Here is a 23152-nt window from a genome sequence, read left to right as displayed (position 1 = left end):
TTTCTTCTGCGTCGGGTTAGAACATTACTGTGGTTGAACATTATATCGCCACTCTTTCTTTCCACCCAGATTCCACCAGACCTAAAATGAGGGAAACGAGGCATGAAGAGACAGAAGAGAGACCGCCTGGAACGAGCACATTCTCGCGGCTATCAAGCGGGTATTACGGGCCGCTCAAAAGAGCTATGCCCCCATCAAACGATCGATGCGCGGTCTCACTGGTTGGGAGGTTGGCGTCAAGCCATGGAGGACAGGTCGGCAGTGACCTAACATTGTCGAATGTCTATCGTTAAAGAAGAAACCTCCGCTACGCGCGGAGGTTTTCGTTTGGAGGATTAGAAAGCGGAGGTATCTTTGAACAGACCCACTTTCAAATCTGTCGCGGAATAGATCAAATTTCCGTCGACGAAGACTTCCCCATCTGCCACACCCATTACCAGCTTGCGATTGATAACGCGCTTGAAGTGAATTTTGTAAGTCACTTTTTTGGCGGTTGGCAGGACTTGTCCGGTGAATTTTACTTCACCCACGCCTAATGCGCGTCCTTTCCCTTCTGCACCCAGCCAGCCAAGGTAAAAGCCTACCAGCTGCCACATGGCATCAAGGCCCAGGCAGCCTGGCATTACCGGATCACCGATGAAGTGGCAATCAAAGAACCACAGGTCAGGGCGGATATCCAGTTCGGCTTCGACAAAACCTTTGTCGAATTTGCCGCCGTCCTCGGTCATTTTAACCACGCGGTCCATCATCAACATGTTGTTAGATGGAAGCGGCGGTCCATTTTCGCCAAACAGTTCGCCGCGACCCGAGGCAACCAGGTCTTCTTTACTATAGGATTCGCGTTTATCTACCATGTTCTCAATATGCCTTCTTTTAGTGAAGCCCGAATATTAGCGAACAGTTGTACGCTGAGCAATGTAATCAGCTGTGGTTAAACCAGTTGAGCCAACGTAATGGCCACGGACGCAGGCGTGCTTCCTGCTGATTCAGCTGTGTAATGCGCTCCTGAATCGCGCTAAGCAGCGACTCTCCACTTTCACTCTGCCAGGCAATGCCAGTCAGCAGTGGCAGTGCTTCATCCACGCTTTCAATCGCCCAGAGATGGAATTGGCCCGCCTTAACTGCCTCTACCACTTCCTGGTTTAGACTAAGGTGGCGAGCGTTACTGGCTGGGAAAATCACGCCTTGTTTGCCCGTCAGTTCACGTGAGTGACAGATGTGGAAGAAGCCTTCAATTTTTTCGTTGAGGCCACCAACCGGTTGTACATTACCAAACTGATCGACTGAGCCGGTCACCGCAATTTGCTGATTGACCGGCTGATTGGCCAACGCACTAATTAATGCGCACAGCTCGGCAAGCGAAGCGCTATCGCCATCTACTTCTGAATAAGATTGCTCAAACACCAGCGATGCGGAGAAGGGCAGTTGCTGCTCAAGTTCCAGTTCGGCGATCAGATAGGCTTGCATAATCATCATGCCTTTCGCATGGATGTTGCCGCCCAGTTCAGCTTTGCGTTCCACATCAGTAAATTCACCATCGCCAGGATGAACCACACAGGTAATGCGTGACGGTTCGCCCCACGGACGTGGATGGCCAGGAAACTCAACAACCGAAAGCCCATTAATTTGCCCAACGACTTCGCCTTCGGTTTCAATCATGATCTGATTGAGCAGAATCTCATCGCGCATGCGATCGGCAAGGAAGCTCTCACGCCACTGGCGTGCTTCAAGCGCGTCTTTTAACGCTTCGCCGTTCAGGCTCTCGCCGTGCAGTGCGGCTTCCTGCAGCTGGCGACGCAGCCAGCGCGGGCACAACGGCAAGGTGTCTTGATCGCCTGTCATACGGGCCGCTTCCGTAATTAACACCGGCCAGAAATCGGCTTCAGGCGATGCTAAATTCGCTTGTTCGGCTTGAGTTAACGTCCATTGGCACCACGACGTCATGTCCTCTTCGTCCAGCACCTGCAGGCTCTCTTCAAACTCGCTATAAAGTGCCATCTCATGCACTTCAACATCCAGTTCCTGGAAAGCGGCCAGCGCATCACGATCGCCGCACAAGATCAGGCGCAGTTGCAACGGGAGTGGCGGGATCGCCACCGGTAACGGTTGCCGCTCATCCTGCGAATACCAATCGAAGCGGCCTTGTTCAATACACTTACGCAGGCGCAACCACAGCAGCGGCTGGGCCAGCAAGGTGTTGACGGCAAGGATTAACGTGCCGCCATTCGCGCGGTGCAACAAGCCGGGTTCAGGTTGAACACGATCTTTATACTGACGCACACAGCCAAACAGCTGCTCAGATTCAATCCAGTCGGCGAAATGTACGCCGCCCTGGCTGGTGAACGGACGATTGATATCGCTGGGAGCAAGTAAGCTGACGGTATCGCCCATAACATGGTAGTCACCACCGTACAGCGAGAGCTCTTCAGGCTGAAAACGTTGTGCCGCATCCGCGATGCAAGCAAGATAGTCGCTGTTTTCCTGACTGCGCAGCAACAGCAGTGGAAAACCCAGCGTTTGATGATGCAAATGCGCCAGCGCATTCAGCAGACGCGGCTGAACCGCGGCAAGACTATCGCAATCTTCCAGTGAGACGTTTGAGAAAATGGATTGGTAGCGGTCGCTATCCGGCTGCAGGGCTTGCCACGTAATTTGAGTGCTGGTCAAAATATTCGCATTAGTCTGATTTAGGAAAAGCGCGATTATACAGGAATCGACCTGGTTAATCACGGCGGAGTTCCGGGCCGGATTGTGACGGATACAACATGTTTTTCCTTGCTGCATCCAGGAAAAAAGCTGTTATTCTTAGTTTGTTACGTGATCACGATGAGATTCCGATGAAATACCAGCAACTCGAAAATCTTGAAAGTGGATGGAAGTGGAAATACCTGGTGAAAAAGCATCGGGAGGGTGAATTGATCACTCGTCATCTTGAATTAAGTGCTGCGCAAGCCGCGGTCGATATGCTGCTGGGAATGGAGAATAGCCCGGTTGAGGTTAATGAGTGGATCGCCCAGCATATTCACCCCGATTTGGAGAATCGTCTCAAGCAGACGATCCGTGCACGCCGCAAACGTCACTTTAATGCCGAGCATCAGCACACGCGTAAAAAATCGATCGACCTGGAATATTTGGTATGGCAACGTCTGGCGGGATTAGCGCAGCGTCGCAGTAGTACGCTTTCAGAAACGATTGTGCAATTAATTGAAGATGCTGAACGCAAAGAGAAGTATGCCAGCCAGATGTCGACGTTGAAGCAGGATTTGCAGGCGATTCTGGGAAAAGGCGGATCGGACAGCGAATAAAAAAGCTTTCGATATCGCAAAATTGCAGCATAAAAAAACCCCGCCGAAGCGGGGTTTTTATTGCGCGATAACTTAAGCCTGTGGCTGAGTTACAACGTCTTTGATACCTTTCACGTCGATTTCAACGCGACGGTCTGGCGCCAGGCAGTCGATCAGGGCATTGCGGCCTTTCACGCTGTCACAGGTGTTGCCAGTAACTGGGTTAGATTTGCCCATACCACGTGCAGAGATCTTGTTAGACGGGATACCTTTTGATACCAGGTAATCGACTACAGACTGAGCGCGTTTCTCAGACAGTTTCTGGTTGTACTGCTCTGAACCGATGCGATCGGTGAAGCCCAGTACGACAACAGAACCGTCTTTCGGATCCATTGAGCTCAGCTGGCTGTACAGCTGATCCAGAGCCTGCTGGCCTTCTGGCTTCAGGGTTGCTTTGTTGAAGGTGAACAGCACGTCAGACTTCAGGGTGAAACGCTTGGTTTCAACAACTGGAGCTGGAGCTGGAGCCGGAGCTACAACTGGTGCTGCATCTTCATCCTGACCGAAGCGGTAAGAAACGCCGACGCTCAGCATGCTGTTGTCAGGACGCGCACCAACGGTACCTGCGTCACCGATGTTGTTAACCCACTGGTAGTCCAGGCGAGTCGCCCAGTTTTTGGTCAGTGCGTATTCAACACCAACAGCAGCCAGCGGAGAAACGCCGGTGTCGTGATCGCTGTGACGAACGCCATCGGTGCTCTGAGTAGAGTCTGCACGCCATACCATGCCACCCAGACGGGTGTACACGTCGAAATCTTCAGTGATTGGGTAGCTCAATTTAGCAGCCAGCTGAACGCCTTGTGCTTTGAACGCGCCATTGGTCACGTTACCTTTGTTAGGCATACGGCCCAACCAGTCGTAACCCAGCTCGAAGCCCAGGTACGGGTTAGCTTGGTAACCTGCGAATGCACCAGCTCCCAGCTGAGATTCGTGGGTTGGACCGTCGTTGTTCTCGTAACCGTTACCGTAGTAACCAGTATCGTGATACTGAGACCAGCCCAGTTTAGCACCGGTGTACCAGGTGTTATCTTTAGGAGCGGCCTGCGCTACGGTAGCGAAGCCAGCCAGTGCCACTGCAATTGCGATAGCTGTCTTTTTCATTTTTGCGCCTCGTTATCATCCAAATAGGCAATGAGCAAAAAGGTTGCTCTTTGTGTTAATCCTTCGCCGGGTCTAAACGCTCGCTTTTGACTCTACCGAAAAAACGGAGGTTATTGAGCACCCTGGCGAGCTAAAGTCTACAACGAGATTGGAAAGTTACAAGTATGATGTGAGGTCGAGCAGTAAAAAAACAGGGATTTATACACACATTTTAACAAATGACGTGGCAAAATCTTCGGTACTGAAATGAAAAAAAGCAGCTAAGCCATTGTCATAGCTGGCGGGAAAAGAATCAGTGGCTTAGCTTCAACTTCTGCAAAAAAAATGCTGAGAAAATTCCTGGATTTACTTAATGAAACAAATCTGACGGAATTTTTGCTGCTTTAGGTTGTCTGGAATGAGCATATTGATGCCCCTGCGGACGCAAAATGAGCCCAAGAGCATCACCTTCTGCAGCTGCTTTTTCCAATTCTGCACGCTCTTCATCACTTAATTCGTACGGAATCCAGGCTAATACCACGCTATAATTGCCCGTGCGCAGCGCTTTAACCATACTTTCTACCGTATTGAATCGCTCAGATTCAGTAATATGCATACTCTTTTCTAACGGTAATCCTGACTGTTGCATCCAGCTACGATTCGGCTTTTGCGCAGGAGTTAGCCATAGCTGCCAACGTGATTGCTCACTCAACTGTTTTAGTACCGGTAGAAGCATGAGTTGCATCATTCCAGGTTGTTCGCTGGATCGCAGTTCAGTGATTCCACCCAGCGAAGGCTGCGCTAAGCTTGAAGAAGCAAAACGATGAGAACGATCAGCAGGGCCAGAGAAATGAGTACGCATATTTTAATCACTCAGTAATGAACTGTATGAATATACAGTAATGGCTTCCTGGATAAAGATCAACCTCATTTTCTGATAATGCCTCGCAATTTCTGCACAAGATCCCTCGCTTCTGCTTTTATTCATTGAACAGCTAAATCGTTTTTTTTATCTTCTAAGCAAATGAATCTGAGAGCTTTTCTAGGAAATTTCCCGTGCATGGACTGAAATGAGGGGGCGTTATGAAAAGAAATAATCCGGTTGTTGAGCAATCTAAAGCGCAGTTAGCAGCATTAGGTAAAATTGAGTCCCGTACGCAATTTGGTGGTTATGCGCTTACCGTTGAGAAGGTGGTTTTCGCCTATATCAATGAGGATGCACTCTATTTACGTGCCAGTGAGGCACTCCATCACTATAACGCGAAGCGTTCTCTGGAACCGCTGGTCTATCGTAAGCGCGGGATGCCGGTAACACTGAGCTATTTCAAAGTCGATAAGCTGCTATGGCAAGACCCAGAACAATTACTGCAATTGTCTGCAAGCTCTCTACGTGCCGCTCAGGATGAAGCCGCGAGCAAATTAGTCTCATTGCGCTTGAAAGATTTGCCCAATCTTAGCCTGCGGTTGGAGTTGATGCTGCATAAAGTCGGTATCAGCTCGGTAAGACTTCTGTGTGAAATAGGGTCACGCCAAAGCTGGCTGAAGTTAAGGGCGGTGAATAAGCATATTGGCTTGAAAACGCTACTGGCATTAGAGGGCGCGATTTCAGGACACCATGAAGCGGCATTGCCAAGCGCAATCAGGGAGGAACTTTATGCTTGGTATCTAAAAACGCTCCGCCAACATGCGGCGGCGGAGCATCTGCAACCTTAGTGGTTAATAAGTGAACGGCGCAGACGTGCAATCTCTGGCAGCAGTGCGATCAACAAACCTAATTGTTGGACGACTAATGGTGCACGTCCATCTGAGCTGGTCTTCAACTCGCCTAAGCGCTGCATCAGGGCCTGCTGCATGTCTGTGGCCTGTGAATCTGTGACGCGTTCTACCTGCAGCACATCTTCAATAAAGCAGACCGCGTCATCCAGTAAGGTAAGTAATGTTCTATCCGCCAAACGATCTCGATGTGCTCCAAGCGCCGAAATATAACTCAGGAAGGAGTGATTCAGGCACAGCAGTCGAAATGCGTTTTCACGGAGCGGTTGCTGAAGCTTAAGTTCGCTACTGATGTTTGATACCACCGATGCAAGTTCTGCATCAGCATTGTGGGCATCACGGCGCGCCACGCGATAAGCCAGACGATTGTCCTTACCCTGGTGATATTGCTCCATTATCGCATCAAGATAACGGCAGTTCGCATCCAATGTCCGATCGGCCACCGCAGTAATTTTGCGGAAACGCCAATCCGGCCATACAAAGGCCACGGCTAGCCAGGCTAAACCACAGCCGAGTAAAGTATCCACCACGCGTGGCAATGCCACTTCAAATCCTTCACCCAGCAAATTAAAACAGAGCAGGACCAGCAAGGTGATAAATAGAGTGGCTTGCGCGTATTGAATCTGTCGAAAGGCGAAGAAGAGAACACCACTCAACACAATCAATACCAGCTGACCCTCAATGGAGGGGACCAGCCACAACACGGGAAGGCCGATGGCAATACCTGCTAGCGTGCCGCCAATACGTAGGGCAAGCCGTCTGCGAGTGGCATGGTAATTGGGCTGGCAGACGAACAGGCTGGTAAGCAAAATCCAGTAACCACGCTCTACGCCGGTGATTTGAATAAATGCATAGCCAACACAAAGTACCAGTGACATTCGCACTGCGTGGCGAAACAGCGCGGAGTGGGGGCTGAGATGACGGCTTAAACGTAAGCGAATATCCGCCCAGCCGCTAAGACCTTCGCGTGAGAGATGGTTATCGCTCTGGATTGCGGGCTCAGTAAGCAGTTGTTCCGATTCAATGGATGCCAGCTGCGCATCAATGGCGCGCAAATTACGCAGCAGCCAAAACAACGCGCGAATATGGGGATCCTGTGGCTCATTTTGCTGCAGACGCTGCAGAGCGGTTTCCAGCCGCTGGAAGGCCCGTTCAAAGTGGCTGTCATGATGCCAGGATTGACGCAGTAAAATCGTCTCCGCCAGTTTTCGGCACGCCTGCGCCTGCATATTCATCAATCGCTGGAAGCGGAACAGCACTTCGTTATAGCGCCAGTTATCACGCAGCAGGTGATATTGCAGATGTGAAGAGCTGGCCCGTTCATGGATATCCTGAGCGACAAAATAGTAGTGCAGGCTTCGACGTGTACTACGCGACCCACGATCGCCTCGTAGCCGGCTTTGAATAGTCGTTTTCGTGAGATTGAGCTGCGCGACTAATTGGCTGTTCACCATTGCCGTAGCGACAAGTGTGGCATCATCCTGTTCGCCGCCGTCGGGGTCGAACAAGTTTGCTTTGGCTTCGAGATAGCGTGCCAGTTGGGAAAAGCTTCCCGCCAGTTGTTCCTGTACTGGACGCACCGGAAACATCAAATGACCGATAAACGTCAGTAAGTTATACCAGAGGGCGCCAATCAGTAGCAGCGAAGGTTGCAGCCACCACTGCGGAAACAGTCCTATACCGAGCATGGTATAGACTGCAATCAGCAGTGCGCCGAAGGCGATAGTGGCATAGCGTTGCCCCAGTGCGCCGAGCAAAATAAAGCCCCAGCTGGAAAGCGCCAGGCCTAACCCAAATGCCCACGGATGCGGGAACAGAAGTTCGACCGAGACCGACGCGATGCAGAAACAGATAAGCGTAATCAAAAGATTGCGAACGCGCCCAATCCAGCGGTCGTCAAGGTCGGCCAGAGCCGCCGCTACCACGCCGAGCGTCAGCGGAATCGTCCACTCAATTTGGTGCAGCCACCACGGCACCGCCGCACATCCGGTCAAGGCAAAAAAGATGCGTAGCAGATAGCGTAAGCTGCTATTGAAAAAATAGCGGCGCCAGCCCGGCAAGGCGTTATGCATCATTGAACGGCCTCAGTAGCGACGACGCGCATTGGCTTCACGCGCTGCCTGCGCTTCTTCTACCGATACCACGCGACGGCCCACTGGCCACAGCGCAATTGCAGCAATTTTAAAATTGGCGATGCCAACAGGAATGCCAATGATAGTCAGGCATTGCACAATACCGGCTGAGATGTGGGCCAGACATAGCCACCAGCCAAACAGTATTAACCAGAAAATATTCAGGAAAGTGCCGCCGGTGTTCATCACATGGCTTTTGCTGTCAGGACGCAGTACATCAACATGTACCGCTTCGTTGCCGAATGGCAGCAGCGATAATTTGGTAATTTCCCAGCAGGAGCGCGTCAGCGGCAGCGTAAAAATCAACACAATGCTGATTAAGGTGGCAAATAGCCAACTCAATGTGGTGAAAAAACCACCGAGAATAAAATTCAGTATATTTAAAACAGTACGCATAACGCGATTTTCCTTTTGCAATCCGCAATATGTGGCGCCAAGTTTAGCGCTTTTTAAGGCTGGAGCGTCAAGTGTCTGACAGGTAAACTGCGCGATAATCGAATTCCATATGACGGTGCGGGAATGGAACTGAAAGCAACATCAATGGGTAAGCGTCTGGCACAGCATCCCTATAATCGGGTTCGACTGCTGGCTGCTGGCGTGGAAGTCAGTGGCGATCGCCATGAATATTTGATCCCGTTTAACCAGTTAATCAGTATTGCCTGCAAGCGTGGCATGGTGTGGGGCGAGCTGGAATTTCAGTTGCCAGATGAGAAAGTTGTTCGCCTGCACGGCACCGAGTGGCAGGAAACGCAGCGCTTTTTCCACTATTTACAGCACGCATGGCAGCAGTGGAGCCTGGAGATGAGCGACGTGAGCGCTGAGGTGCTTGTCGCGCTGGAACAGGAAATCCATGCTTTCATCCAGCAGGACCGCTGGTTGAAACGCAGTGAGCTGAATACGGTAAAAGAGAGCATCATGCGGCAGTTTTCCGCGTTACCGCTACCTCTTGCTCGCATTGCAGAATTCGATAATTGCCGTGACCGCTGGCACTTCTGTCAGCAATGGCTGGATCAAGGTGAAACGGCCATTCGCCAGCGCAATCGCGAATGGACCGCCAGGATCCTCAAGGATTATCACGAATTTTTCTCCACGGTAGAAACCACGCCGCTGAATTCCTCGCAGTGTGAAGCCGTGGTAAATGGCGAAGATGCACTGCTGGTGCTGGCGGGTGCGGGTAGCGGTAAAACATCTGTGCTGGTGGCGCGAGCGGGTTGGCTGCTGCAACGAAAGCTAGCGCAACCGGATCAAATTTTGCTGCTGGCGTTTGGGCGTCAGGCGGCTGAAGAGATGAATGACCGCATTCAGACGCGTCTGGGCGAGAGCGCGATTCAGGCGCGTACCTTCCATGCGTTGGCGCTACATATCATCCGCGAAGGCAGTAATAAACAGCCGGTAATCAGTAAGCTGGAAAGCGACAGCAAGGCGCGGCGGCATCTGCTGATAGAAACCTGGCGTGAGCAGTGCAATAGCAAAAAAGCGCAGGCCAGCGGTTGGCGCCAGTGGTTGCAGGATGAGCTTGAGTGGGAGATCCCCGAAGGACCGTTTTGGCAGGACGACAAACTGGCGCAGCGTGTAGCCTCACGCATGGAGCGCTGGCTCGGGTTAATGCGTATGCATGGCGGCGCGCAGGCAGCGATGATTGCGGATGTGTCAGAAGAACAGCGCGACAGCTTTAGTAAGCGCGTTAAGCTGATGGCACCCCTGCTTAAAGCCTGGAAAAGCGCCCTGAAAGAGGAAGGCGCAGTCGATTTTTCCGGGCTGATCCATCAGGCAATCGCCATTCTGGAAAAAGGCCGTTTCATCAGCCCGTGGAAGCATATTATGGTGGATGAATTCCAGGACATCTCACCGCAGCGTGCTGCATTACTGACGGCTTTACGCCAGCAAAACAAACGAACCAGCTTGTTTGCCGTGGGCGATGACTGGCAGGCCATATATCGCTTCAGTGGCGCAGAGATGAGCCTGACGACAGCGTTTCATCACTATTTTGGTGAAGGGGATCGCTGCATACTCGATACCACATATCGTTTTAACGATCGCATTGGTGAAATTGCGAATCGTTTCGTCCAGCAAAACCCGCACCAGCTGCGCAAGCCGCTTAACAGTCTGAGTAAAGGCAATAAGAAATCGGTGACGCTATTACCGCAGGATCAACTTGAGCCGCTGTTCGATAAGCTTAGTGGTTATGCAAAACCTCATGAGCGGGTGCTGCTGCTGGCGCGCTATCATCATTTGCGACCGGCTATCCTGGATAAAGCCAAAACACGCTGGCCGAAACTGCAGATCGATTTTATGACGATGCATGCCAGTAAAGGACAGCAGGCGGATTTCGTGATTGTGCTTGGTTTGCAGCAGGGACGTGACGGTTTTCCGGCCGAAGCGCGGGAATCGATCATGGAACAGGGGTTACTACCGCAGCCGGAAGATTTCCCGGATGCGGAGGAGCGGCGTCTGGCGTATGTGGCGATGACGCGCGCACGCCAACAGGTGTGGTTGATGTTCGATAAAGATCGTCCCTCAGTCTTTGTTGAACACTTCCGCGAATTGGGCGTGCCGCAAAGTCGTAAGGCCTGATGATTATGATTTCAGGCGATCGGCGAGGTAACGCTGATAGTCTGGAATTTGGATCTCAACCTGCTCCGCAAACATTGGCGACTGGATAATAAAATTGGCGGTGGTGCGATTAGTAGCGACAGGGATGTTCCAGACGGTCGCCAGGCGAAGCAGCGCTTTTACATCCGGATCGTGCGGTACCGCATTGAGCGGATCCCAGAAGAAAATCAGCACATCAATTTTCCCTTCCGAGATCAACGCGCCTACCTGCTGATCGCCGCCCATCGGGCCGCTCAGCATGGCGTTGACGTCCAATCCCGTATGACGATTAATCAGATTTCCCGTGGTGCCGGTAGCGTACAGGACATGGGTTTGCAGCGTATTTTGGTTGAATTGCACCCATTCCAGCAGCGAGGCTTTACAGTGATCGTGCGCAACGAGGGCGATATGTTTTTGAACGTTAAGGGTACGAACGGTTTGCTCCATAGGGCTTCCTGATTCTTCTCATGCATTATTTGTTAATGCAGGAGTTTACCCCTGGCGTTTCATTACTATCAACTTGTGCGTAAGGTTTTCATCCAGCTAATAAAACGCAGACGTGTGGCAGCATCAAAACGCTTAAACCAGCCCTGCAATGCGGGCAAATCGCTGGCGTCCTGCCAGGCATAGTCAAGATCCGACTGCTCTGCGGTGATAGTTAACGAATGAACGGCAAAACGCGGCACGGAGGCGGTATGTGCATCGCGGTTATAGTTCAGCATCGCCTTTTCGAAATCGTTATCACTTTCCCGCGGTAAACGATCGCGCAGACTTGTAATTTCATTGCCACTTTCATCAATTAGCTGGAAGTTGAGTGTTTTATCAAAGACGTTGCGTTCGTGACGATTATTCAGTGCCGGTAAGCGAATCGCAACGGAATGAGCATTGGCGGTAAAAGTGACAATCATTGGCACTGACTGAAAGTGAGTGGTATCTGCCGCTGGTTTTTCAACCCGAAAGAGAAATTGATGCTGTCCTCGTTCTAGCTCAAGACTTCCTGCACCTTTTAACAGCGAACCCGAAATTTTACGTCCATCCAGCACCAGCAGTTCAATCTCAGGATTGAGCTTAAGGGTGATGGCATGGCAAGACGCCGATACGAGCAACACGAGTAAACTCGTAACAGTCCAAGACAGCTTCATTTCAACTCCCGGCAGCAGGGGGGATAAATCGATTATGTGTAGCAAATTATTACATTATGGCAGTTAATTTACATTTTAACATATTTATTCGTGCTGCTGCGCAAACTTCTCATGCAAGGCGCTTGCAGTGAAGATCGCATTGCCATCTACACTTAAGCGAATGAACCAGGAGGAAAAAGATGAATGATCAAACAATCCGCGATGTGCTAACCAAAACTAAACGTATCGCATTGGTAGGCGCCAGCGATCGCCCCGACCGACCAAGCTATGGCGTAATGAAATATCTGCTCGATCAGGGCTATGAGGTGATTCCAGTGAGTCCGAAACTGGCTGGGAAGCAGCTGCTTGGCCAAACGGCGTATGCCACGCTGGCAGAGGTTCCAGGAAAAGTGGATATGGTTGATGTGTTTCGCAATGCCGAAGCGGCATGGGGCGTGGCGCAGGAAGCGATCGCCATTGGTGCGGATACCTTATGGCTGCAGCTGGGCGTAATAAATGAACAAGCCGCGGTTTTAGCGCAGGATGCCGGAATGACGGTAGTGATGGACCGCTGTCCTAAGATTGAAATACCGCGACTGGGGATAACGCATTAAGTAGAAACGGCGACCTGAGTCGCCGCTTTCGTTAATGTCGCAGGCTTGGTGCCTGCAGCTGCTGCCGAATAGAAGCGGCTAACTCATCCATTGAGGGTTGTTCAGGATGCTCGAACGAGGTTTCACCCGCGAGCTGCACCTCAGCGACGTAAGTATGCACCTGATCGCCTTCTTCATCTTCCATCACCACGTGATACCAGGGCGCGGCGCGTAATGCTTCGCTAGAAGCAACATCATCGACTTCTGGCTCATCAAGCGAAAACTCCGGATCGACATCCACGATAACGCCGAGCACCCCGGAGAGACGATGCCGGACTTGCTGTCCAATTCCAAATTTAGTCGTAATCATTGTGACCTCCCAAAAGACTGCCCTGCTACCGATATGGAGGCAGGAACAGCGTTTTCAAGTCACAGCACGCGGCAGGCAAAACCTTTCAGATAAAGCCCTTCAGGATAGCTGGCGATCACTGGATGGTCGGCTGCCTGACGGAACTGCTCTATAAATTGTACATCACGACCAGCATCTACGGCGGCATCGGCGATGATTTTCTGGAATAAATCGGTCGGCATCAGGCCAGAGCAAGAGAACGTCAGCAGCACGCCACCGGGATTCAACAGCTGAATTGCCAGCATGTTGATATCTTTATAACCGCGACATGCCCCCATCAGCTGGTTCTTGTTTTCGACAAATTTCGGCGGATCCATGACGATTACGTCAAACTTCTCCCCGCTGTCGCGATAGCGGCGCAGCAGTTTAAATACATCGTCACGCACGAACTGCGCGCGCGACACATCGAGGCCATTCAGCTCAACGTTTTGTTTCGCCACGTCGAGCGCATCCTGCGACGTATCAACGCTGATCACCTCGCGGCAGCCGCCCATCAACGCAGAAACCGCAAAACCGCCGGTGTAGGAGAAGCAATTCAGCACGCGGGCGTTTTCAGAGTAGCCACGCGTGGCATAACGGCTATCACGTTGGTCGAGGTAATAACCGGTTTTATGACCGCCCTGTATATCTACCAGCAACTTCATACCGTGCTCGGTGATAGGCAGCAGCGGTGGCGGCAGTTCACCTGAAACCGGCCCTTGCGCCAGTTCCAGTCCCTCTTTTTTACGTACCGCGACATCCGAACGATCGTATATAGCACAATCCGGGAAGCACTGTTGCAACGCTGAGACAATGGCCGGACGCTGATACTCGGCGCCGGCTGACAACAGCTGCAACACGAGGAAGTTGCCGAAACGATCGATGGTAACGCCTGGCATACCATCAGACTCACCGGCGATCAGGCGATAGCTATCCAACCCATCGCGTTTTGCCAGCCAGTCACGCCACAGCTGCGCTTGCTCAAAGCGGCGCACGAAGAAGGTGATGTCGATTGACTCATCCTGCTGCCAGCTCCAGACGCGTGCGCGAATTTGTGATTGCGGAGAATACGCGGCGCGAGCCAGCCACTTGCCATTGCTATCGCAGACATCAATGGTTTCACCAGACTGGGCTTTACCTTCCATACGTGCAACGGCACCCGAGAACACCCATGGATGGCGGCGGAGCAGGGATTTTTCACGTCCCTTTGCGAGAATCAATCGAACGGTCATAGTTTGCTATGCTTACCTGAAAAAAAGAGGCGCCATTTTCCGGCGGATGGCGGCAAATTGCAACGCAAGGTGAGGGGAGAACGTAATGGCAACCACATGCTGTAAAATTTGGGTGCATGGCATCGTGCAGGGCGTGGGATTTCGCTATCACACACAAACCCAGGCCAGGGCATTGAATGTTAACGGTTATGCACGCAATCTGGCGGATGGCAGCGTTGAGGTTTTGGCTGCCGGTGAAGCGCAGCAGGTCGATGCATTAATCAGCTGGTTAAAAGCAGGTGGGCCGCGCAGCGCGCGCGTGGATAAAGTGCTGGTGGAGCCGCATCAGCCGACAGAGCACCCCACCCGTTTTACTACCGGTTGATTACAGGCACTTAGCCGGTTTTGGCAATCCCGCGATTTTGGTGGCTTGTTTTGCTGGACCTTCCGGAAACAGGCGGAACAGGTAGCGGCTGTTACCTTTCTCCTCGCCATATCTTTGCGCCATAGCCTTTACCAGCATGCGCACTGCGGGTGAGGTATTAAATTCCTGATAAAACGCCCTGACAAAGTGCACAACTTCCCAATGCGCTTCACTCATCACGATCGCTTCCTGCTCCGCAATAGCGGCGGCGAGCGGCTCGCTCCAGTCCGCGCTATTTTTCAAATAGCCTTCCGCGTCAGTGGCAATCTCTTTACCGGCAAAAATCACAGTTGTTCCTCATTACGTTAATCGGCACATTGTAAGTTCGCCCGGCCACAAAAAGCAAAAACCCCGCCGAAGCGGGGTTTTAACAACGGTTGCGCTAATTTAATCGCGGTTAGCGAAGCCCAACAGGCTCAACAGGCTAACAAAGATATTGTACAGCGATACATACAGGCTCACGGTCGCGCGAATATAGTTGGTTTCGCCACCCTGAATAATGTTGCTGGTTTCCCACAGGATGGCGCCAGCAGAGAACAGGATGAACAGGGCGCTAATGGCCAGATGCAGCGCAGGCAGCTGCAGGAAAATGTTGGCAACCACGGCTACCAGCAGTACCACAAAGCCCGCCATCATCATGCCGCCGAGGAAAGACATATCGCGGCGGGTCGTCAGCACATAGGCTGAGCAACCGAAGAACACCAGCGCGGTCCCCCCCAGCGCCATGGCAATCACATCACCCATGCCTGCGGTAAGGAACGAGCTGAGGATCGGGCCAAGGCAGTAACCGAGAAAACCGGTGAAGGCGAAGGCCGCGAGAATACCTGCTGGGCTGTTGGCCAGGCGATGCGTCAGGAACATCAAGCCATAAAAACCAACCAGCATCAGAATTAAGCCCGGTGAAGGCAGGGCAAACACCGTACTGAGCGTGGCGGTCACTGCAGAGAATGCCAGCGTAAAGCCGAGCAGGAGATAAGTATTGCGCAGCACTTTGTGGGTGCTGATTAACGACTGCTGCGACGAGCTAATAACTCTTTCCATCACGCGCTCCTTAAAGAGAGAAACACCAAATATGGCAAGAGGATACGCAGCGTCTCAAAGAGAGAAAAGGCGTTTTACCCATCTTTACGCGATAAATTGCTGTTTCACTGAGCAGAATGGCGAATTTGACGCCGAAAAAATAGAATTTGGCTGTTTTTCAGCCGAACGATTCAATACGGGCTTTACATCTATCGGGGGGGTGTTTATAGTGCGCCTCGTTGCGGAGAGATGGCCGAGTGGCTTAAGGCAACGGTCTTGAAAACCGTCGATGGGAAACCATCCCAGAGTTCGAATCTCTGTCTCTCCGCCACTCACTCTTGCAGAGTGACGCAACAAAAAAACAATCCGGAGGGATGGCCGAGTGGCTTAAGGCAACGGTCTTGAAAACCGTCGATGGGAAACCATCCCAGAGTTCGAATCTCTGTCCCTCCGCCATATTAAAGAAGCCCGCAGCAATGCGGGCTTTTTGCTTTTCTGCGTTCATAGATTCCGAAAAACATCGCGTTGCTTTTCAATCTGCTGCCGTTGCCCGACGGCACGCGCGTTTACTGCTATATTCCATTCACGGTTTTTGCAAACATCTGGCGATTTTCCGATGCAAGCTGGGTTACACTGTGCGGTAATTCGCTCTTTGGCGAGCTAATCGTTTGAAAGCCAGAGTGTTTCACTGATGAATTATGGAATAGGCACAATGATCAAGAAACTGAGTCTTTGCGCGTTGTCAGTTATCGCTGCGCTCCCGATGGGCATGTCCGCCTACGCGGCGGATGGAGATATGCAACTCCAGCAGGTGCTGATGTTAAGCCGTCATAATCTGCGTGCACCGTTAGCGAATAACGGTAGCGTGCTGGAGCAATCCACTAAAAAAAGCTGGCCGCAATGGGATGTTGCGGGTGGTGAGTTAACCACCAAAGGTGGCGTGCTGGAAGTTTACATGGGTAATTACACCCGACAGTGGCTGGCGCAGCAGGGCCTGGTACAGAATGGCACGTGCCCAGATAGCAGCAATGTCTTTGTGTACGCTAACAGCCTGCAGCGCACTGTTGCTACCGCGCAGTACTTTATCACCGGCGCTTTCCCTGGATGTGACATCGCGGTTACGCATCAGGATGCGATGGGCACCATGGATCCTATCTTCAATCCCGTGGTTACCGACGGCAGCGATGAGTTCAATAAGAAAGCGCTGGCGGCGATGACAGCCGCGAATGAAAAACTGGCGCTTAAGCCGGCTTTCCAGCGTCTGGAAAAAATCGTTGATTACAAATCTGCACCGGCCTGTAATGGCAAAAAGCAGTGTGATTTGAGCAGCGGTGATAACACTTTCAGCGCGGATAACGGTAAAGAGCCCAACGTGAATGGACCGCTGAAGGTCGGCAATTCGCTGGTGGATGCGTTCACGCTGCAATATTACGAAGGCTTCCCGGCCGATCAGGTGGCGTGGGGACAGATTAAAACACCTGAGCAGTGGAAAGAGCTGGCGGCGATCAAAAACGGTTATCAGGATGCGCTATTTGCCTCCCCTGAAGTGGCGCGCGAAGTGGCCGCACCGCTGGTGGATTATATCCGCAGCCAGTTAGTCGATCAGGACAAAGCCAATGCGCCCAAAGTGACGCTGATGGTTGGGCATGATTCCAACATTGCCTCTTTACTCAGCGCGCTGCAGGTGAAGCCCTATGAGCTGCCGGGCAACGATGAGAAAACGCCAATTGGCGGTCAGGTTGTGTTTGAGCGTTGGCACGATGCGAAAAACAATAAAGATCTGCTGAAAATTGAGTACGTGTATCAAACCGCCGATCAGCTGCGCGATGCCGATGTGTTGAGCCTGAAGAATCCACCAAAGCGTGTCACGCTACAACTGGCAGGTTGTGAAACGGATGCCAACGGCTATTGCAGCTGGGATCAATTCTCTGGCGCATTGAATGGTGCACTGCAAGGTACACCGCTGCAACCCGCTGCGGCCCCAGCGCCGGCGGAACAGCCTGCACCAGCAGCTGCTAATGATGACGCGAAGCAGAAAGACCAGGCCGCGGCTGACAAAGCAGCAGCAGACAAAGCGGCGGCGGATAAAGAAGCGGCACAAAAAGCAGCTGAGGCCAAAGCGGCAGAAGAAAAAGTGAAAGCCGATAAAGCAGCTGACGATAAGGCTAAAGCAGAGAAAGCCACTGCTCAAAAAGCGGCGGATGACAAAGCTAAAGCCGATGCCGCCGCAGCGCAGAAAGCACAAGCGGATGCGACGCCAGCCAAGCCGGCAGAACCAGCCAAACCGGCACCGACAACCAGTAACTAAAGTTGATACCAAAAGAAAACCCCGCCTCGGCGGGGTTTTTTATGCTGATTAATTTAGCCAGCCACGACCACCAGCTTTTGGTTGGCAAACTCTTTGATGCCTAGATCTGACAGTTCGCGTCCATAGCCTGAACGTTTTACCCCGCCAAATGGTAGCTCGGCAGAGGTATCACTCTGTGAATTGATGAATACCATGCCGGTTTCAATTTGTGAGGCCATTTTACGGCCGCGGGTGATGTCCTTCGTCCACACTGAACCCCCGAGGCCGTAATTAGAGTCATTAGCCAGCGCTACCGCGGCGCGATCGTCTGCCACAACATACACTTGGGCCACTGGACCAAAGAACTCTTGATAGTAAGCTGGATTTTCCGGTGTTAACCCAGTAAGGACCGTGGGCTGGTAATAACAGCCAACACCTTCAATCGCACGGCCGCCAAACTCCACGCGCGCGCCATGTTTCACCGCGTCATCCACCTGTTTTACCAGGCGATCGCGCGCATCTTTCGAGGAAAGTGGACCCAGCGTGGTTTTCTCATCCAGCGGGTCACCCGGCGTGGCGGACTGCAGGGCGGCGCTGAATTTCGCAATAAAGGTGTCCGCAATTTTCTCATGCAGAATAAAGCGTTTGGCCGCAGTACACACCTGGCCGCAGTTGCTGAGGCGGCCCTGTGCGCCCTGGCGAACCGCTTCATCAATATCGGCATCGTCCAGCACCACGAACACATCGTTACCGCCCAGTTCCAGCGTTGATTTTTTCAGGTGTTTACCCGCTTGCTCAGCTACCGCGCTGCCAGCACGTTCGGAGCCGGTTAGCGCCACACCTTGTACGCGATGGTCGGCAATCAAATCCGCCACCTGATCGGTAGAGATAAACAGGTTAGTCCAAGCACCTTGGGGTGCTCCGGCTTCGGTTACCAGTTTCTCAAACACATCAGCGCAGTGCGGCACAATGTTGGCATGTTTCGCCAGCACCGGGTTACCCAGCGCCAGATTCGGTGCCAGTACACGCATCAGCTGGTAATAAGGAAAATTCCACGGTTCGACGGCAACAATCACACCAATCGGATGATATTCAAGCCAGGCATCACCGACTTCACTTTGATAGGGTTGCGGCTGTAAAAACGTGGCGGCATGGTCGGCGTAGTAGCGGGCGATCTGTGAACAGATTTTCACTTCCCCGCGGCTCTGCCCAATAAGTTTGCCCATCTCTTTACTGGCAATCGTGGCGAGTTCTTCAGCGCGTTGATCGATCAAATCGGCTAAACGATGCAATACCTGCAGCCGGGGCTGAATATCGCCTTTGCTCCACGCGGAATGAAAAAGCTCATCAGCGGTTTTCAGTGCCTGCTGTGCATAGGCATCATCGTGCTCGTTCCACGCTTTTAACAGTTGGTTGTTGGCCGGATTGATACTTTGATAGGCTGACATACAGGACTCCCTGGAGATGTAAAGATAACGAAGGCGGGACATTGCCCGCCCAGAATTCAAACGTTTTTGCGCTCAACGGTTTTGTCGTCCCAGGTCAGAACATCCTGGTCGGTCTTTTTGAAAGCGCGAATCAGCACGTCATCACTGCCTTGCTGACTCCAGATCTGCTCTGCCAAACGTTCGTCGTAGTTGGCTACCTCAAAAATGGCTTCAGCAATTTCGCGCGATGTATGGCGCAGCGAAGCCCACTCGCCCACGTGATGCTCTTTCGACTGTTCTGTTGTCATAAAAGTCTCCTGTTGTGGATTTTATCCTTGCAGCTTTACCGCCAGTTCGGCGACGTGTTGGCCCTGGTAACGGGCTATATCCAATTCTTCCGCCGAGGGTTGACGTGATCCATCTCCGCCGGCAAGCGTGGTTGCGCCATAAGGCGTGCCACCACGCACGTGCGAGATGTCAAAAAGTTCTTTGGTGCCATAGCCGATGGGAACAATAACCATGCCGTGGTGGGCAAGGGTGGTCCACACCGAGGTGATGGTTTGTTCCTGTCCGCCGCCAGTGCCTGTTGAGGCGAAGACGCTGGCGATTTTGCCGTACAGTGCGCCCGAGGCCCATAGCCCACCGGTGCGGTCCCAGAAATTGCGCATCTGACCCGCCATATTGCCGAAGCGGGTAGGGGTGCCAACGATAATGGCATCGTACTGCGTTAGATCTTCCGGCACAGCTTCACGAGCCGCCTGATTGACTTTGCCGCCAACCTGGGCAAAACGCTCCGCGTCCATACTTTCCGGCACGCGTAGAATGGTAACGTCTGAACCGCTTACGCGCTTTGCGCCTTCCGCCACGGCCTGCGCCATGGTTTCAATGTGTCCGTACATCGAATAGTAGAGCACTAAAATTTTTGCCATTGTTTTCATCCTGCTGGGGTGATGAGTACTCAGAAGTATAGAAGAGCCTGCGTAGGCTGCTGTACAGAGGATGACCAGACGCCAATAATGCGCGTCTAACTGCTTGTAACGCGGCGGTAAATTTGGCTTTTAGCAGATAAATGAGTGAATTATGTGTTTCAAAGTATGAATACGGGGCGGGATTTATCATGCTATTGGCTATTCTTTAAACAGGTGAGCGGTATATCCTCACCCTGCTTTTCGCAGCGGCATTGTGAAAAGTCCTCAACCTGAATGCTCAATCCTGGAGGAAATGATGGCGCAACATCGTGGAGGATCAGGCAATTTCGCAGAAGATCGTGAAAGAGCCGCAGAGGCAGGTCGTAAAGGCGGCAAAAACAGCGGGGGTAATTTTAGAAACGACCCGCAACGCGCCTCTGAAGCAGGTGAAAAGGGGGGACGCAGTCGCAGCAAAAAATAGCGCGTCTGTTCACCATTCCCCCAACCGCCGGGTTTGCCCGGCGGTAACAATCATTGCAATTTCCATTCTCTCTAAGCAAACTGACCGCCAATTCACTCTTTTGGTGCGTTATGTCCGTTTCATCCTCTCGTTTCAGCTTACGTATTTCGCGTCAGGAGCTGGTGCTCATTTTTATTACCATGGTTTGGGGTGGCACCTTTTTGGTGGTGCATCGAGCGATGGCGCATTCCGGTCCGTTTTTCTTCGTAGGGCTGCGTTTTGCCACGGCTTCGCTACTGCTGGCGTTTTTCTTCCGTCGCTATCTTAAGCAGGTCACCTGGCTGGAAATTAAAGCTGGCGCGCTGATCGGCGTGGCGATTGCCGGCGGCTATGGGCTGCAAACCTGGGGCATGCAGACCATCTCCAGTAGTCAATCGGCGTTTCTCACCGCGCTGTATGTGCCGGTAGTGCCGCTGTTGCAGTGGGTGTTCCTGCGTCGTCCACCAGGGTTGATGGCGTGGCTGGGGATTTTACTGGCATTTACCGGTCTGGTGCTGGTAGCCGGTCCGCAGGATGGTAGCCTAACGTTAAATGCAGGTGAAATCGCCACCTTACTCAGCACGCTGGCTATCGCAGCCGAGATCATCCTGATTAGCCGCTATGCCGGACAAGTCGATGTACGTCGGGTGACGCTGATCCAGCTGATGGTCGCATCCGCCTGTGCCTTCGTCTTGATGATCCCGAATGGTGAATCGGTTCCTGCCATGTCAATGCCACTGCTGCTCAGCGCGCTGGGCTTAGGTGCGGCCAGCGCATTAATCCAGGTGACGATGAACTGGGCGCAGCGTAGCGTATCGCCAACGCGTGCTACGGTGATTTATGCCGGGGAGCCGGTTTGGGCGGGCGTAGTAGGACGTATCGCAGGGGAGCGTTTGCCTGCCGCTGCGCTGCTGGGCGCGGCACTGATTGTGTGCGGGGTCATCGTCAGCGAGCTGCGTATCCGTCGGAAGAAAGCGGTGCCCGATGAGGCACCGCTCGAACCTTAAGGATGTTGCCGTGCCGCCTGGTTCGCCAATGCGGCGCCGCGGCGTTGCAAAATCGCGTTAAGAATGATGGCACCAAAGGTCGCGGTGCCAATACCGCCAATAGTGAAGCTACCAATCTTCAGCGCAAAATCACCGGCACCCAACACCAGCGTGGTCGCCACCATGATCAAATTGCCGTTCTGATTGAAGTCGACGTGGTTCTGCACCCAAATACGCGCGCCTGCTACCGCAATCAAACCAAACACCACAATCGATGCGCCACCAATCACCGGACCGGGAATGGTGTGAATCAACGCGCCAAATTTTGGTGAAAAGCCGAGGACCAGCGCAATCACCGCCGCCGCGACGAAAGCTAAGGTCGAATAGACTTTGGTCACCGCCATCACGCCGATATTTTCGGCATACGTCGTCACGCCACTGCCGCCCATCGAGCCGGATAGCATGGTTGCTAATCCATCGCCGACGAATGCGCGGCCCATCCACGGATCGAGGTTGCGTCCGGTCATGCCTGCCACGGCTTTGATGTGTCCAAGATTTTCCGCCACCAGAATAATCGCTATGGGCGCAATCATCACGATGGCCTGCATATCAAAGATCGGCGCGGTGGTATGCGGCAGACCAAACCACGCCGCATTGGCGAGACCGCTAAAATCCACCGGTTTGCCGAAACCCAGCACGTTGGTCAGCAGCGTGTAGATCGCCCACGCTACAATCAGTCCTACCAGAATCAGCAGGCGCTGGATCATGCCGCGCGTAAACACCGCCACTAGCCCAATGCACAGCACCGTCATCACCGCCATCCAGCTGTCGAACATCGAGCCGGATACGCCGTGTACCGCAATCGGTGCCAGATTGAGGCCAATTGCCATTACCACCGCACCGGTCACCACCGGCGGCATCAGGCGTTCTATCCAGCCGGTGCCGACTTTCATCACCACCAGACCAATCAGCGTATAGAGCGCGCCGCAGGCGATTACGCCACCGAGTGCCAGCGCCAGATTGGGATTGAGCCCCTGGCCGTTAAAGCCGGTTACCGCAATAATCACGCCCACAAACGCCGCGCTGGAGCCGAGATAGCTGGGTACGCGACCGCCAGTGACGACAAAAAACAGCAGCGTACCGATACCGGAAACCAGAATCGCCAGATTGGGGTCAAGTCCCATTAGCAACGGCATCAATACCGTTGCGCCAAACATTGCCACAGCATGCTGCAGGCCAAGGATGACCGTCTGCGCCAACGGCAGCGTTTCATCCGGCGCGATCAGCCCATCATCGGTCAAGGCTGACTTTTTCTGCCAGCGGGGGAACCAGGAACTCGCCATCGTCATCTCCAGGGTGTCAGTGAA

General features: G+C 52.7%; 25 protein-coding genes and 2 tRNA genes. 11 read left to right on the top strand and 16 right to left on the bottom strand.

All coding sequences use genetic code 11. The features are described 5' to 3' along the window. The first annotated feature begins 102 nt into the window (after positions 1–102). Positions 103–270 carry a ribosome modulation factor gene (gene rmf, locus AAGR08_RS11820; RefSeq protein ID WP_097094334.1) on the top strand — a complete coding sequence of 56 codons (168 nt, stop codon included), beginning with the start codon at positions 103–105 and terminating at the stop codon, positions 268–270. Between the two features lie 65 nt (positions 271–335). Here the strand turns inward: rmf and fabA are convergent, their stop codons facing one another. Together fabA and AAGR08_RS11810 are read right to left on the bottom strand one after the other, a co-directional pair. Then, positions 336–854, bottom strand: a complete 519-nt coding sequence (fabA, locus tag AAGR08_RS11815) for a bifunctional 3-hydroxydecanoyl-ACP dehydratase/trans-2-decenoyl-ACP isomerase (RefSeq protein WP_007887361.1) — start codon at positions 852–854, stop codon at positions 336–338. A 67-nt stretch (positions 855–921) separates the two neighbouring features. Next, a complete protein-coding gene (locus AAGR08_RS11810) occupies positions 922–2784 on the bottom strand; it encodes a Lon protease family protein (protein ID WP_097094333.1) in 1863 nt (620 codons plus the stop codon). Positions 2785–2837: 53 nt separating this feature from the next. Between AAGR08_RS11810 and matP the strand changes: the two genes are divergently transcribed. Beyond that, positions 2838–3305, top strand: coding sequence for a macrodomain Ter protein MatP (gene matP / locus AAGR08_RS11805; protein WP_141400221.1), 468 nt, complete (start codon positions 2838–2840; stop codon positions 3303–3305). 72 nt (positions 3306–3377) lie between these two features. Here the strand turns inward: matP and ompA are convergent, their stop codons facing one another. Both ompA and sulA read right to left on the bottom strand, forming a co-directional pair. After that, on the bottom strand, positions 3378–4445 hold the full coding sequence (gene ompA / locus AAGR08_RS11800) for a porin OmpA (RefSeq protein ID WP_097094331.1): 1068 nt from the start codon (positions 4443–4445) through the stop codon (positions 3378–3380). A gap of 349 nt (positions 4446–4794) precedes the next feature. Beyond that, positions 4795–5286 carry an SOS-induced cell division inhibitor SulA gene (gene sulA, locus AAGR08_RS11795; RefSeq protein WP_097094330.1) on the bottom strand — a complete coding sequence of 164 codons (492 nt, stop codon included), beginning with the start codon at positions 5284–5286 and terminating at the stop codon, positions 4795–4797. Positions 5287–5507: 221 nt separating this feature from the next. Between sulA and AAGR08_RS11790 the strand changes: the two genes are divergently transcribed. Further along, complete coding sequence (locus AAGR08_RS11790; protein ID WP_345826937.1) at positions 5508–6137, top strand: TfoX/Sxy family DNA transformation protein; 630 nt, start codon at positions 5508–5510, stop codon at positions 6135–6137. Here AAGR08_RS11790 and yccS read toward each other — a convergent pair. Next, complete coding sequence (gene yccS / locus AAGR08_RS11785; RefSeq protein ID WP_345826936.1) at positions 6134–8272, bottom strand: YccS family putative transporter; 2139 nt, start codon at positions 8270–8272, stop codon at positions 6134–6136. The genes AAGR08_RS11790 and yccS overlap by 4 nt on opposite strands. 9 nt (positions 8273–8281) lie before the next feature. Next, complete coding sequence (locus AAGR08_RS11780; RefSeq protein WP_097094327.1) at positions 8282–8725, bottom strand: YccF domain-containing protein; 444 nt, start codon at positions 8723–8725, stop codon at positions 8282–8284. A 123-nt stretch (positions 8726–8848) separates the two neighbouring features. Between AAGR08_RS11780 and helD the strand changes: the two genes are divergently transcribed. Continuing rightward, a complete protein-coding gene (gene helD, locus AAGR08_RS11775; RefSeq protein WP_345826935.1) occupies positions 8849–10903 on the top strand; it encodes a DNA helicase IV in 2055 nt (684 codons plus the stop codon). A 3-nt stretch (positions 10904–10906) separates the two neighbouring features. Here helD and AAGR08_RS11770 read toward each other — a convergent pair whose 3' ends face one another. Next, positions 10907–11368, bottom strand: a complete 462-nt coding sequence (locus AAGR08_RS11770; RefSeq protein ID WP_097094325.1) for a methylglyoxal synthase — start codon at positions 11366–11368, stop codon at positions 10907–10909. 68 nt (positions 11369–11436) lie between these two features. Further along, positions 11437–12063: a DUF2057 family protein gene (locus AAGR08_RS11765; protein WP_345826934.1), complete on the bottom strand. Its 627-nt coding sequence runs from the start codon at positions 12061–12063 to the stop codon at positions 11437–11439. Between the two features lie 179 nt (positions 12064–12242). Between AAGR08_RS11765 and AAGR08_RS11760 the strand changes: the two genes are divergently transcribed. Further along, positions 12243–12656, top strand: a complete 414-nt coding sequence (locus tag AAGR08_RS11760; protein ID WP_097094323.1) for a CoA-binding protein — start codon at positions 12243–12245, stop codon at positions 12654–12656. 31 nt (positions 12657–12687) lie between these two features. Here the strand turns inward: AAGR08_RS11760 and hspQ are convergent, their stop codons facing one another. Both hspQ and rlmI read right to left on the bottom strand, forming a co-directional pair. Continuing rightward, entirely contained in the window at positions 12688–13005 is a 318-nt protein-coding gene (hspQ, locus tag AAGR08_RS11755; RefSeq protein WP_097094322.1) for a heat shock protein HspQ, read from the bottom strand. 59 nt (positions 13006–13064) lie between these two features. After that, positions 13065–14255 (bottom strand): 23S rRNA (cytosine(1962)-C(5))-methyltransferase RlmI, encoded by a 1191-nt coding sequence (gene rlmI, locus AAGR08_RS11750; RefSeq protein ID WP_345826933.1) that lies wholly within the window; start codon positions 14253–14255, stop codon positions 13065–13067. A gap of 85 nt (positions 14256–14340) precedes the next feature. Here rlmI and yccX point away from each other — a divergent pair, with 85 nt between their 5' ends. Then, a complete protein-coding gene (gene yccX / locus AAGR08_RS11745; RefSeq protein ID WP_097094320.1) occupies positions 14341–14619 on the top strand; it encodes an acylphosphatase in 279 nt (92 codons plus the stop codon). Here the strand turns inward: yccX and tusE are convergent, their stop codons facing one another. Then, positions 14620–14946 carry a sulfurtransferase TusE gene (gene tusE, locus AAGR08_RS11740; RefSeq protein WP_345826932.1) on the bottom strand — a complete coding sequence of 109 codons (327 nt, stop codon included), beginning with the start codon at positions 14944–14946 and terminating at the stop codon, positions 14620–14622. A 99-nt stretch (positions 14947–15045) separates the two neighbouring features. Further along, complete coding sequence (gene yccA / locus AAGR08_RS11735; RefSeq protein WP_097094318.1) at positions 15046–15699, bottom strand: FtsH protease modulator YccA; 654 nt, start codon at positions 15697–15699, stop codon at positions 15046–15048. A gap of 222 nt (positions 15700–15921) precedes the next feature. Here yccA and AAGR08_RS11730 point away from each other — a divergent pair. From AAGR08_RS11730 to agp, 3 genes are all read left to right on the top strand, one after another. After that, positions 15922–16009 (top strand) — tRNA-Ser (locus AAGR08_RS11730). Positions 16010–16046: 37 nt separating this feature from the next. Beyond that, positions 16047–16134, top strand: a tRNA-Ser gene (locus tag AAGR08_RS11725). 256 nt (positions 16135–16390) lie between these two features. Further along, a complete protein-coding gene (agp, locus tag AAGR08_RS11720; protein ID WP_097094317.1) occupies positions 16391–17986 on the top strand; it encodes a bifunctional glucose-1-phosphatase/inositol phosphatase in 1596 nt (531 codons plus the stop codon). A gap of 53 nt (positions 17987–18039) precedes the next feature. Here agp and AAGR08_RS11715 read toward each other — a convergent pair whose 3' ends face one another. Genes AAGR08_RS11715 through wrbA form a run of 3 tightly spaced genes read right to left on the bottom strand, consistent with a single transcriptional unit; the run spans position 18040 to position 20321 of the window. After that, on the bottom strand, positions 18040–19413 hold the full coding sequence (locus AAGR08_RS11715) for an NAD-dependent succinate-semialdehyde dehydrogenase (RefSeq protein WP_345826931.1): 1374 nt from the start codon (positions 19411–19413) through the stop codon (positions 18040–18042). 56 nt (positions 19414–19469) lie between these two features. Next, positions 19470–19700, bottom strand: coding sequence for a YccJ family protein (locus tag AAGR08_RS11710; RefSeq protein WP_097094315.1), 231 nt, complete (start codon positions 19698–19700; stop codon positions 19470–19472). 21 nt (positions 19701–19721) lie between these two features. Further along, positions 19722–20321 (bottom strand): NAD(P)H:quinone oxidoreductase, encoded by a 600-nt coding sequence (gene wrbA, locus AAGR08_RS11705; protein ID WP_345826930.1) that lies wholly within the window; start codon positions 20319–20321, stop codon positions 19722–19724. 295 nt (positions 20322–20616) lie between these two features. On the opposite strand from wrbA, the gene AAGR08_RS11700 reads away from it, so the two are divergent. After that, the gene (locus AAGR08_RS11700) at positions 20617–20781 is read left to right on the top strand and encodes a general stress protein (protein ID WP_071845623.1); all 165 of its coding nucleotides are present in this window, start codon (positions 20617–20619) and stop codon (positions 20779–20781) included. Between the two features lie 110 nt (positions 20782–20891). After that, positions 20892–21806, top strand: coding sequence for a DMT family transporter (locus AAGR08_RS11695; protein ID WP_345826929.1), 915 nt, complete (start codon positions 20892–20894; stop codon positions 21804–21806). Here AAGR08_RS11695 and rutG read toward each other — a convergent pair. After that, positions 21803–23128: a pyrimidine utilization transport protein G gene (rutG, locus tag AAGR08_RS11690; RefSeq protein WP_097094312.1), complete on the bottom strand. Its 1326-nt coding sequence runs from the start codon at positions 23126–23128 to the stop codon at positions 21803–21805. The genes AAGR08_RS11695 and rutG overlap by 4 nt on opposite strands. Between the last annotated feature and the right edge of the window lie 24 nt (positions 23129–23152).

This window comes from Pantoea sp. BRR-3P (assembly GCF_039621635.1).
Lineage (GTDB): Bacteria > Pseudomonadota > Gammaproteobacteria > Enterobacterales > Enterobacteriaceae > Pantoea > Pantoea floridensis.
The sequence above is the reverse complement of the archived record's forward strand: the minus strand, read 5'-3'. Positions and strand labels throughout refer to the sequence as shown.